The sequence below is a fragment of the Paraglaciecola aquimarina genome, from assembly GCF_032464635.1.
In the GTDB taxonomy this organism is placed as follows: Bacteria; Pseudomonadota; Gammaproteobacteria; order Enterobacterales; family Alteromonadaceae; genus Paraglaciecola; species Paraglaciecola aquimarina.
Map to the genome: position 1 here is coordinate 3808856 of NZ_JAWDIO010000002.1, position 12832 is coordinate 3821687.

Genomic DNA, 12832 nt, shown 5'->3' on the forward strand with positions numbered 1-12832 from the left:
TTTTATCCCTATTTTTGCTGTCACTACAAAAACAACCGAAAAATTCATTTACATTAAAGCTTATCTTGCAACCAAGTGCTGACAGAAAGTAAAGCAGTCTCTAAATTCTCTGGTTCACTACCGCCCGCTTGCGCCATATCCGGACGTCCACCACCTTTACCACCCACTTGTTGAGCTACAAAGTTCACCAGCTCTCCAGCTTTTACTTTGGCGATTAAATCTTTGGTCACACCTGCAATTAAGCTGACTTTATTGCCCTCACCTACACCTAATACAATAATGGCACTTGATAACTGATTTTTTAAATCATCCACCATCGTTCTAAGTGATTTTGCTTCAACGCCTTGCAATTGAGTTGACAGGACTTTTACCCCATTAATTTCAATTACTTTTGATAAGACGTCAGCACCGGCATTGGCAGCCATTTGTTGCTTAAGTTTATCCAACTCTTTTTCGGTACTTTTTGTACGCTCAAGCATTTGTTGTATACGCACAACCAAACCATCTGGATCAGTTTTTAGCAATCCTGCAATATCTGCCATTTGCGCTTCTTGCCCTTGTACAAATGCCACCGCTGTTTCACCAGAGACTGCTTCTATACGTCGAACACCTGCTGCAATACCGCTTTCAGACACAATTTTAAAGAATCCAATGTCGCCGGTACTTTTGACGTGAGTTCCGCCACATAGTTCCATAGAAAAGGCCCCCATAGAGACGACTCGAACATCTTCTTCATATTTCTCGCCGAATAACGCCATGGCGCCAGCGGCTTTAGCCTCATCTAAGTTCATTAACTTAGTGTGTAGCGTGTTGTTCGCGCGAATTTGACTGTTGACTAATTTTTCAACTTCACGTAACTCTTGAGCAGTGACGCCTTCAAAATGAGAAAAATCAAAACGCAAACGCTCTTCAGTAACCAATGAACCTTTTTGATTAACATGTTCACCTAATACTTGTTTTAGTGCAGCATGCATCAAATGGGTGGCACTATGGTTAATTTTTATCGCTTCTCGTCTTTGCTGATCAAACTCACCAGTTAGAACATCAGCTAGGGCGAATTCACCTTGAGCTTTACCTTTGTGGGCAATCGCATTACCAAGCTTAACCGTGTCTGTAACCGTAAACTCGCTGGTTGCAGAGATTAATCTGCCAGTGTCACCCACTTGCCCACCTGATTCAGCATAAAAAGCACTTTGCGCTAATACAACGACACCTTCTTGGCCATCTTTTAGCGATTCAACAGACTGTCCAGCATGGAACAACTCAACAATTTCTGATTGGTAACTGGTCCGATCATAGCCAACAAACTCGGATGAGCAATTAGACTTTAGTTGGTCATTATAGTCAGTATCAAACTGACTAGCTTGTTGTGCGCGCTTACGCTGTGCTGCCATACAAGCATCAAATCCCTGCTCGTCAATGCTAAGATCTTTCTCTCTGGCCACGTCATTCGTTAAATCGGCGGGGAAACCATAAGTATCGTATAGCTTAAATACAACTTCACCAGGGATGACTGTCGTGGTTAATTCAGCAATCGCTTCATTTAAAATATTCATCCCACGCTCTAGCGTTCGAGAAAACTGTTCTTCTTCAGTTTTTAATACTCTCTCAATCAACCCTCGATTGTCTTTTAGCTCTGGAAAAGCGTCGGCCATTTGTGATTCAAGGGCGGCAACTAAACGATAGAAAAATACATCGGTGGCACCAAGCTTGTTGCCGTGTCTAACAGCACGACGAATAATACGTCTTAACACATAACCTCTGCCTTCGTTTGAAGGCAGCACACCATCAGCAATCAAAAAGCTACAAGAGCGAATATGGTCGGCAATAACACGCAGCGATTTATCTTGCTTGTCTGTAACCCCAACAATTTTGGCAGTTGCATCAATTAAGTTTTGGAAAATATCTATCTCATAATTGCTGTGTACGTCTTGTATAATGGCCGAAATACGCTCTAAGCCCATTCCTGTATCAATTGATGGTTTTGGCAAAGGCAACATTGTACCGTCGCTTTGACGATTAAACTGCATGAAAACTAAGTTCCAGATTTCAATAAAACGGTCGCCATCTTCTTCGGGACTACCTGGAGGCCCCCCCATATATGAGCACCATGATCATAAAAAATCTCTGAACAAGGCCCACAAGGTCCCGTATCCCCCATCGACCAAAAGTTATCCGATGTGCTAATTCGTATAATTTTATCTTCGGGTAAGCCTATTTTGTTTGACCAAATATCAAAGGCTTCGTCATCTTCATGGTAAATAGTGACAAGCAGTTTTTCAGTCGGTAGCTTTAGCTCTTTGGTTAAAAATTCCCATGCAAACTGAATAGCCTCGGTTTTAAAATAGTCACCAAAACTGAAATTACCCAACATTTCAAAAAACGTATGATGCCTAGCGGTATACCCTACATTTTCAAGATCATTATGTTTACCACCAGCTCGTACGCAACGTTGTGTTGAAACGGCTTTGTTATAGCTTCTAGTTTCAGTACCTAGAAACACATCTTTAAATTGGTTCATCCCCGCATTGGTAAATAAAAGTGTAGGGTCGTTGCCCGGAACCAACGATGATGATGACACTTTTTGGTGCCCTTTTGATGCAAAAAAATCTAAAAATGCACACCGGATTTCGGCGGTTGTCATACTCATTTATAATCCTGAAATATCAATAATTTATGGGTAAATATAATAGCAAAAGCCATTGTTACAGCTGCTTGTGGCGCAACGATATCATGATTCAGCTACCATTGTTAAGGCTAAAGGTGTTAAGCCTAGAATTTTAATTTGTGGTAAATTAAAAGTCATAGCCCAAATTGCTAGGTAATTCACTTTGACACTGTTCTCGAGCAACTTATCGGTGAGGCAAAAAAGCAGGTTAATGATTTTACCATTATTTTCTGGCATATTAAGTGAATAGCATTTTTCAGCGTGCCCCAAAACAGCGAGAAGATAAAGTTAGTGTTTAATATTACGTTTTTTACCTCTATTGCCGAGATAGGTCAAGAAACCTGTAATGCAATGGCAAACAAGACTTCACCATTCTGCCAATACGAATTTTTGCATGCTTTAGAAACATCAGGCTCGGTCGGCCAAGATTCTGGATGGTCCCCCCAACATATCGTTATATTCGAAGAGTCAATCCCTATAGGCGTGTTACCACTTTACAAAAAAACACATAGCTATGGTGAATACGTCTTTGACTTCGCCTGTGGCTAATACCTATAGAGAGTACGGCGTAAACTACTATCCCAAGTTAGTGTCTGCGATCCCCTTTACACCAGTAACAGGGCCTCGTTTAATGTTAAAACCTGATATTAAGCCAGCACAAGTACTTCCACTAATCTGCAAAAAAATAGCACAGCATTTAAACGAGTTTGATATGTCTTCAATGCATTGGCTGTTTGTAGATAAACAGCTGTCTGACGAATTGCTCCACAGTAACCAATTGTGCCGACATTCTGTGCAGTTTCAGTGGTTTAATCGTTCTTACTTAGATTTTGAGCATTACCTTTCTTATTTTAATTCACGCAAAAGAAAGAGCATTAAAAAAGAACGAAGCAAAATAGCTGCAGATGGGGTCGATATTGTCAGAGTGTTTGGTGATGACCTATCAGAACAAAGTATGCAATTTTTTTATCGTTGTTATAAAGAAACCTATAATAAACGCAGTGGTCATGATGGTTATCTGACTGCAGAATTTTTTAACCAAATATATCGCACTATGCGTCAAAACATCATGCTAGTGATCGCTCATAAAGATGATCGAATGATAGCCAGCGCGTTATACATCTACGATGACAGTCAACTTTGTGGACGATATTGGGGAACACTAGAAGAATGTAACAATTTGCACTTTGAAGTGTGTTACTACCAAGGGATTGAATTTTGTATTGAACAGAATATTCCTCAATTTAACCCAGGCACCCAAGGCGAACATAAGATTTTAAGAGGGTTCGAACCAATATATTGTTATTCAAATCACTTTTTAAGCAAGAAAGCTTTTCACGATGGCGTTGGTCGCTTCATCGAACAAGAAAAAAGTCTATTAGAAAAATACAAAACCGATGCAGAGCAATTATTACCTTTCAAACAACAGTAACCAGCAACTATCCAAAGACATGGCCGTCGTGTTTGTATTGCTTTATTGTTAATGTTTTTGCCAGATCAGAACAAAATTATTAGCCGGCATGGCAATCACATTTTGTAGTTGCAGAGGCTTTGCCCAAATTTCTAAATCGGCAATATCTCTAATGCCACCACAACCTTCAGATAGTAAATGTTGGTCAAAGGCGGCGTTAGACTCACTGGTATATTGCCCTTCAAATTTAAATGGCCCGTATTGACAGAAAATCCCATTATTCGGCAGATTCTCAGCAATCATCTGCATCATCAATTTTGCTTCATTGGGCTGCATGATATGTGCTGTATTGGCACTGAACACGCCATCTATATCTAATTCTGGCCAAGGATCTTGACCAATAGTCAAACTAATAGGCCGCTGTAAATTATTCGCAGGCGAGTCTGTTATCCAACGATTAATACCATCATGATTGCAAGTTTGGTCGCTGGTATGCCATGTCAAATGAGCTAAACTAGCCGCAAAATACACAGCGTGTTGGCCGGTACCACTACCAATTTCCAACACGTTTTTACACTTCCCAAATACTCGTGTTAGTTCACGTAAAATAGGACCCTTGTTGTTCTCACATGCTTGACTGTATGGCTTTTGCAAAATTGCGACTCGACTTATTGTAAATTTGGACCTAACCATTTTTCAGCTTCTAGCCTATCCCAACCTTTACGCTGGGCATAATCCATCAACTGATCGTCTTGTATTTTCGCCACAGCGAAATATCGACATTCGGGATGAGAAAAGTAAAAACCTGATACCGCAGCACCCGGCCACATGGCATAACTTTCAGTCAGCTGCATGCCGGTGTGCTTCTCTACATCCAGCAGATCCCAAATCACCTGCTTTTCAGTATGCTCAGGACAAGCGGCATAACCGGGTGCCGGCCGAATACCTTGATACTTTTCACGGATCAGCTCTTCATTCGACAATTGTTCATCTGCTGCATAACCCCAAATTTCTTTGCGCACTTTTTCATGCAAATACTCAGCAAAAGCTTCGGCTAATCGGTCGGCAATAGCCTTGACCATAATGCCATTATAATCATCACCATTATCAATATAGCCTTGAGCAAGTTCATCTTCGCCAATCCCGGCGGTCACCGCAAAGGCCCCCATATAGTCGGTTACGCCAGACTCTTTAGGCGCGATAAAATCACTTAAACAATTATTAGCGCCCTTAGGTTTTTCTGTTTGCTGCCTTAGATGATGAGCAACATGGGTGACAGTTTGCTTATTTTCATTGGCATAAATTTCAATATCGTCAGCCACGCTATTAGCAGGAAATATCCCCATTACACCTTTAGCTTGCAACTGCCCACTCGTACAAAGGGTTTTCAGTAAGGCTTGAGCGTCATCGAATAAACTCTGCGCTTCTTTACCTACCACTTCATCTTGCAATATACGCGGATATCGCCCAGCCAAAGACCAAGTCAGGAAAAACGGCGTCCAATCGATGTAATCTATGAGCTCAGCTAATTCCACAGACACTGGGGTCACACCTAGCTTGTTAGGCACAGGTGGCTGATACCCTTGCCAATCAAATGCAAAGGCATTGGCCCGAGCTTGTGCTAGGGTGACTGGTTTAGTGCGCGGTTTCTTCTTAGCATGTTGCTCCCGTACCTTTTCATAATCAAGTTTGAGCTCTTGTGCATAAATCGCCCGATTTTCGGCAGAAATTAACTTCTGACAAACCCCTACCGCCCGGCTAGCATTAGGCACGTAGGCCACAGGGTGCTGATAATTTTGTTCAATTTTTACCGCCGTGTGCGCTTTCGAGGTTGTTGCACCACCAATAAGTAATGGTAGGTCTAGCTGTAAACGTTGCATTTCTTTAGCCACGTAAACCATTTCATCTAATGATGGGGTGATTAAACCTGAGAGCCCAATCATATCGACCTTTTCGTCTTTGGCCACTTGTAGAATTTTGGCACAAGGTACCATCACACCTAAGTCAATGATTTCAAAGTTATTACATTGCAAAACCACGCCCACAATATTTTTGCCTATGTCGTGCACGTCGCCTTTTACTGTGGCTAATAAAATTTTACCGTTACTGCTACTTTCATCTTTTTCTAACTCAATAAAAGGATTCAAATAGGCCACGGCCTTTTTCATCACTCGGGCAGATTTCACCACTTGTGGCAAAAACATTTTACCTTCACCGAACAAGTCTCCTACTACATTCATGCCGTCCATCAACGGCCCTTCGATCACATGCAGAGGTTTGTCGGCAATTAATCTTGCGGCTTCGGTATCTTCTTCTATGTAGTCCATGATACCGCGTACAAGGGCATGTTCTAAACGTTTGTTAACGGGCAGATCACGCCACTCTAAATTATCTTTTGTGACGGCTTTCCCGCCACCTTGATACTTAGGCGCTAGCTCTAATAGGTTATCTGTGGCTTGATCATGACGGTTAAGAATTACATCTTCTACCGCTTCTTTTAGCTCAGCGGGTATTTGATCGTATACTTCTAACTGACCCGCATTGACGATGCCCATGTCCATACCGGCTTTAATGGCGTGGAACAAAAATACTGAGTGCATGGCTTCGCGTACCGGGTTATTACCGCGAAACGAAAATGACACATTAGACAAGCCACCAGACACATGACAATGGGGTAAGTTTTGCCTAATTTTTCGTGTTGCGTTGATAAAATCTACCGCGTAGTTGTTATGCTCTTCAATACCTGTCGCTACCGCAAAAATATTCGGATCAAAGATAATATCCTGCGGCGGAAAACCAATTTTTTCTGTCAGCAACTTATAACTACGTTCGCAAATCTCGTATTTACGCGCTTCGGTATCGGCTTGACCTACCTCGTCAAAGGCCATCACAACTGTGGCCGCACCGTAGCGCTTCAACAACTTAGCTTGATGCAGAAAATTCTCTTCACCCTCTTTTAAGCTAATAGAGTTAACGATGGCTTTACCTTGGACACACTTTAAGCCGGCTTCGATCACCGACCACTTAGATGAGTCGATCATGATGGGTACACGAGAAATATCTGGCTCAGAGGCAATCAAATTCAAAAAGCGGGTCATGGCCGCTTCAGAGTCCAACATGGCTTCATCCATATTGATATCAATAATTTGTGCACCGTTTTCTACTTGTTGACGGGCTACGTCTAAAGCTTGTTCGTAATTATCTTCTAATATCAAACGCTTAAACATGGCCGAACCCGTCACATTGGTTCTTTCGCCAACGTTAATAAAGTTAGCCGAAGCTTGCGATGATTGTTGTAAAGTCTCTTCTTGTTTCATCATTTCCGCCTACAGCACAAAAGGTTCTAAACCAGATAAACGCATTTTTACCTCAAGCTGAGGTATGGTCCGAGGCGCATATGGTTCTACCGCAGCACCAATCGCGGCAATATGTTCTGGAGTACTGCCGCAGCACCCTCCCACAATATTCACTAAACCAGAAGAAGCCCATTCCTTAATGTGTGCGGCCATTTCATCAGCTTGCATATCATACTCACCAAACTCGTTAGGCAATCCCGCATTGGGGTGAGCAGAGACAAAACACTCGGATACCTGCGATACTTCGTCCACATATTGGCGCAGTAAATCAGGTCCTAAGGCACAGTTCAAACCGAAAGAAAAAGGGTTAATATGGTTCATGGAATAATAAAAAGCTTCAGCAGTTTGCCCAGACAAGGTACGCCCTGATGCATCGGTGATAGTGCCAGAAATCATCACAGGCAAAGTTAAATCTAATGCTTCAAACACTGTTTGAATAGCAAATACTGAGGCCTTGGCATTTAACGTATCAAAGATAGTTTCAAGCATAATGATATCTGCACCACCTTCAATCAACCCGTGGGTCGCTTCTATGTACGCTTCCACCAATTCATCAAAAGTCACATTGCGAAATCACTGGATCGTTCACATCAGGAGAGATAGAAGCAGTACGACTGGTGGGACCTAACACCCCTGCCACAAACCTAGGTTTGTCTGGGGTTAATTCGGTGTATTTTTGGGCCGCTTTTTTAGCTAATTTGGCCGCCTCAATGTTAATTTCTTTAGCCAAACTTTGCATATTGTAATCGGCCATTGAAATACTGGTGGCATTAAAAGTATTGGTTTCAATGATGTCTGAGCCAGCTTCAAGGTAAGCACAATGAATATCAAAAATAATATCGGGTTGAGTTAAAACTAATAAGTCGTTATTACCTTTTACGTCTGACGCCCAATCCGCAAAGCGCGTGCCACGGTAATCATGCTCTTGTAAATCATGGCCTTGGATCATTGTGCCCATAGCGCCATCGAGTAGTAATATCCGATTGTTAGCGGCATCAATTAATTGCTGCTGTCTCGTTACTTGACTCAAAGTGTTTCCTCTTTTTTATTCATTTTACGTAAAACTCACTGGCTTAGAATACGCTGAAAACAACGTATCAACTTACGCCCTAAAATAACGATTGCTTATTCAGAAAGCTGGCTCAAATCATAAGGTGTTGTTTGATACACATAATAATTAAGCCAATTACTAAACAATAAACTGCCATGAGCCCGCCACCTCACCATAGGATCATTTTTAGGATCATCATCTACAAAATAGTTAACAGGCAAAGGCGGTTGTGAACCCGCTAATAAATCCCTTTCATATTCTAATTTTATACTGTCAGGATCATATTCGGGATGGCCGGTCACAAACACCAATCTTTTATCTTGTGAAGCCACAATATAAGCGCCGCCTTCTTTTGACACTGCCAGAGTATTCAGCTCTGCCACTGATTGATAATCAGCTAAGCTAATTTCTCCATATCTTGACTGAGGCGCATAAAATGCCGGATCGAATCCTCGAATCAATTCATCATGTTCATTTTGTACAAAGTGTTGGTAAATACCGCTTAACTTCTGCTCGCGCAAACCTCTTAATTTTCCAAAATAATGAAACATCGCAGCATGCGCTGCCCAGCAAGAAAACAAAGTAGATTGCACATTTTTACGGGCCCAATCCATAATGGCTTTGCATTTTGTCCCAATACTTTACATCTTGATAGGCAAGATGCGCCAAAGGTGCGCCGGTTACAATTAAACCGTCATATTGCTTATGGGCTATGTCGTCAAACTGCACATAAAAATTATCCATATGTGCTTTGGGCGTATTTTTGGGTGCTTGGTTATCGATACGAATTAAATCGATATTAACCTGCAAAGGCGTGCTCGATAATAAACGTAAAAACTGCAGCTCAGTTTCCATTTTATTCGGCATTAAATTTAAGATCCCCACCTCCATCGGTCTAATATCTTGAGTGGCAGCGCGGCACGTATCCATCACAAAGATATTCTCTTTGTGCAATTCATTTTGTGCAGGCAGGTCACTTGGGATTCGAATAGGCATAATGACTCCGAGGTTGAAATTTGTGTTTATCAATCTCGCTCAATATCTGGAAAAAGTCAACATCTTCACGTCTAGACGTCTAAATGAAAAAGTATAACCTATAAAATTAGCGCAATACCTCGTGGTAAATGGCACGATAGTAAGTATCTTGTCCGCCCCCTTCACCTTTTAGAACTTTCTTATCAAGACACCCATAAATGTGAATCTCATGAAGATTGTCGTCACGTTTAGTTGTGTGTTCTCAATTGGAGTTTGGTTATGGGTGTCTTAATTGGAGTTCCCAATTGGAGTTTGATGGGTGTCTTAATTGGAGTTTGTATCTAGCAAACTTAACACCGCACTACAGGTTTGTCCGTTACAACGCTTTATCAGTTTTCGGTTGTCTTAATAGTTTATTTGGAGCTTCACCTTTGATCACGCCATTTGCAGCTAGTTTCATTAATCGACGAAACCTTGGGCATTCCAAATGGCTAGGAGCTTCTACAAGCTGCTGCGTGTTGAAGACCATCACGCATTGCTACTAATTTTTGAATAGTATTGTCTAGTTCACAGGCTTTTTTAACAATAATCCCCTATCAATATCGGGATTTTCTTCAGATCCCAAAATACCCGCAATTTCTTGCAACGAAAAACCTGCTACACGGCCCAATGCAATCAATTCAAGACGCTCCATAACACCAGCAGCAAAAACTCGGCGTATACCTTGTCTACCTACGGAGCTGATTAACCCTTTCTCCTCATAAAAACGTAGAGTTGAAGCAGGAACGCCAGATTGTTTTGCAACCTGAGAAATATTCATAACACCTCTTGACTTAAAGTTGACTTGAAGTTGTACACTAGCATTGCTTTTAAATCTAAACCAGCAATGGAGTAACCGTGGACAACATAATTTTTGTAATATTAATCGGAATTGGCGCAACCGCTGTGATGGACTTGTGGGCATTGCTGAGGAAACACTTACTTAACATTCCGCCAACTAATTGGGCCTGATTGGTCGATGGATAGCATATATGAGACATGGAAAATTTCGCCATATCTCTATTGCACAATCTGACTCTATTCGCGGCGAGCTATTCATTGGATGGACGGCACATTACTTAATTGGTATAGCTTACGCTGGGCTACTAATAATCTTCTATGGAAAAGCATGGACCCTTAATCCTTCGATTGGCCCCGCAATTGCGGTGGGTATTGCCACAGTCGTCGCTCCTTTTTTTATATTGCAACCGGGAATGGGAGCAGGTGTTGCTGCATCACGAACACCCAAACCAAACTCTGTAAGGCTACAAAGCATTATTAATCATGCAGTATTTGGCTTTGGACTTTTTCTATCAGCTGTGGCAGTAAAATTTGTTTACTCTATATAAACTGAGTTCTGGATAAGACGTATCGTTTAAGCTAAACATTAGTCAAGCTAAGAAAGAGCAATATAATTCAATTACTTAATATATTTTTATCTAAATAACCTCAGATAAATGTTCACTCGATGACGAAATTTTTCGTGTATAACAAGGCGGATTGTTGTACGTAATAACGTACTGTTGCTAAACAATCCAACGCCGCTAGACACAACGAGTTTATCAAGACACCCATGAATGCTAATCTCTTCAAGGTTGTTATGGGTGTCTCAATTGGAGTACTATGATGTTTTTTGTTATATGAAAACTAAGTGCCAGAACAAGTACAAGCTAAATCACTATTTTCTTGGAACCATTCACTGTACACGCCATGAAGACATTCTCTTTGAACCTGAGAGCAATCCTGACTATTAACGCCACCACTGCCTGCAGAATAAGTACAGGCTGATAAAGATAAAGCGAGAAAAACACCTAAAAATTTCATAAAACTCCATTTCATATAACGCCCGCTTAAGGGGTGAGTGGACGTGTGCCATGTTTGAGTGAAGCGAGTTCGGCACACGTTTACGAATCCCACTTGAAGCGTTTGTTAACTCTCGCCTTCTAGAGTTGAAATAAGTTCCTCTTTGCTCAACTCAATCTCTGTAGCTTTTCCAGATTTACTCGCTGATGGCTCATCAGCAATATTTACTTCTATATAGTAAATTATTTTATTTCCAACATTTAGATATGGAAAACTATCTAAAGTATCAAGCCCAAGCCTTATTCGAGTAGTGTTGGCTACAAAATTAACTAAAAAACCTTCACCAACATCAAAATCATTACAGTACCTTGCTACTTGATGAAACCCTGAGGCAAGCTTGTTTAGTACACTAGACCTACTCGATTCATTTTTTACATACTTTGCATCAACGACTATGTAACGACCTTCTGAAGATTTCAGAACAAGGTCTACCTCTCCACTTGCTGAGGCAGGTTCAACGAAGAATTCGACACCTTGATCTAAGATATACTCCTGAACGTCAATTGCTAAAGCAACTTCACCTTTTTTATTTTCCAACCCACTTTGAGCGTAGTCTCGTAATCGATTCTTGCGAAACCACTCAGAACGTTGTTTATACTTTATCAAAATTGAATAGATAGAATTTCTTTCATCTAAGTGCTCATCTAAATGTTCATATAGTCCATCTATTGCTACATCTCTTAAAACAGAAACAGCATCATCAAATTTAATATGCGCATCATTGTTTAAATATTCACCTAGACATTGGATTACAAATTGCTGTTTTCTAGGTTCAACATTTTCTAACTCAGCGATCCCTTTAACGATTAACCAACATACTGAAGAATGCTTAAGATTTGTTTCGGCAGTATAAAAACTAAGAGTCATAAGAACCTTTGCATCCGGGTACTTCATCTAACGTTTTCTTAATTCGTGCCTCATGTTCACCCTCTATTTTGGATAAATCAGCAACTACATAACGCAACAGAGGGTGATTTACTATCCAGTGTACAAGTTGTTTACAAGAATGAATAAACATCGCATCTGGGCAGGTTTGTACTCGTCGAAACCGTGATCTTAAAAGATACCTAGTGCGTTGTATTAAAAGCTGCTCCATTTAACCAAATCCTTTAAACATGTTGTTGAGAGTGTTTGTAGCTCTTTGAATACCACCCAAGTGGTCTTGCAAGTGAATATTTGCATTACATCCTCTGCATACCAAATACTCACGTCTTTTTATTTGCCCTAGTTGAACCCAATTGCCCAACTTGCATAGTGGGCAGTCAATCTCGATTTCTTTTCTATCGAAATTGGGAATCGTAACATTAATAGATATTTTCAATGTGACTCCTAAGAGAGTTAACAATATTAATAAAACGCAAAAGCCCATGTTTAAACACGGGCTTTTGCCGTGTATAAATTTAACCTATTCTAAGCATAAGCTGTAACCTATTACAACTTATAGAATTTTTCGGACCTCAAATATACTC

Annotated in this window: 6 protein-coding genes and 5 pseudogenes; 3 read left to right on the forward strand and 8 right to left on the reverse strand. The window is 40.9% G+C overall.

Annotation, left to right across the window (positions count from 1 at the left end):
- Positions 1-53: 53 nt before the first annotated feature.
- Positions 54-2650, reverse strand: a pseudogene (alaS, locus tag RS130_RS18775) (alanine--tRNA ligase).
- A 309-nt stretch (positions 2651-2959) separates the two neighbouring features.
- Here alaS and RS130_RS18780 point away from each other — a divergent pair.
- Both RS130_RS18780 and RS130_RS18785 read left to right on the forward strand, forming a co-directional pair.
- Positions 2960-3217, forward strand: coding sequence for a peptidogalycan biosysnthesis protein (locus RS130_RS18780; RefSeq protein ID WP_316027186.1), 258 nt, complete (start codon positions 2960-2962; stop codon positions 3215-3217).
- Positions 3198-4100 (forward strand): GNAT family N-acetyltransferase, encoded by a 903-nt coding sequence (locus tag RS130_RS18785; RefSeq protein ID WP_316027187.1) that lies wholly within the window; start codon positions 3198-3200, stop codon positions 4098-4100. Before RS130_RS18780 ends, RS130_RS18785 begins: the two co-directional genes overlap by 20 nt.
- A 48-nt stretch (positions 4101-4148) precedes the next feature.
- Here the strand turns inward: RS130_RS18785 and RS130_RS18790 are convergent, their stop codons facing one another.
- From RS130_RS18790 to RS130_RS18810, 5 genes and pseudogenes are all read right to left on the reverse strand, one after another.
- The gene (locus tag RS130_RS18790; RefSeq protein ID WP_316027188.1) at positions 4149-4772 is read right to left on the reverse strand and encodes a DUF938 domain-containing protein; all 624 of its coding nucleotides are present in this window, start codon (positions 4770-4772) and stop codon (positions 4149-4151) included.
- Positions 4748-7399 (reverse strand): methionine synthase, encoded by a 2652-nt coding sequence (gene metH / locus RS130_RS18795; protein WP_316027189.1) that lies wholly within the window; start codon positions 7397-7399, stop codon positions 4748-4750. The genes RS130_RS18790 and metH overlap by 25 nt, the downstream gene beginning before the upstream one ends.
- 6 nt (positions 7400-7405) lie before the next feature.
- Positions 7406-8465, reverse strand: a pseudogene (locus tag RS130_RS18800) (homocysteine S-methyltransferase family protein).
- A 95-nt stretch (positions 8466-8560) separates the two neighbouring features.
- Positions 8561-9482, reverse strand: a pseudogene (locus RS130_RS18805) (homoserine O-succinyltransferase).
- A 355-nt stretch (positions 9483-9837) separates the two neighbouring features.
- Positions 9838-10281: pseudogene (locus RS130_RS18810) on the reverse strand (helix-turn-helix domain-containing protein).
- Positions 10282-10358: 77 nt separating this feature from the next.
- Between RS130_RS18810 and RS130_RS18815 the strand changes: the two are divergent.
- Positions 10359-10849: pseudogene (locus tag RS130_RS18815) on the forward strand (DUF2938 domain-containing protein).
- A 298-nt stretch (positions 10850-11147) separates the two neighbouring features.
- Here RS130_RS18815 and RS130_RS18820 read toward each other — a convergent pair.
- Both RS130_RS18820 and RS130_RS18825 read right to left on the reverse strand, forming a co-directional pair.
- Positions 11148-11324: a hypothetical protein gene (locus RS130_RS18820; protein WP_316027190.1), complete on the reverse strand. Its 177-nt coding sequence runs from the start codon at positions 11322-11324 to the stop codon at positions 11148-11150.
- Positions 11325-11429: 105 nt separating this feature from the next.
- Positions 11430-12257 carry a hypothetical protein gene (locus RS130_RS18825; protein WP_316027191.1) on the reverse strand — a complete coding sequence of 276 codons (828 nt, stop codon included), beginning with the start codon at positions 12255-12257 and terminating at the stop codon, positions 11430-11432.
- Between the last annotated feature and the right edge of the window lie 575 nt (positions 12258-12832).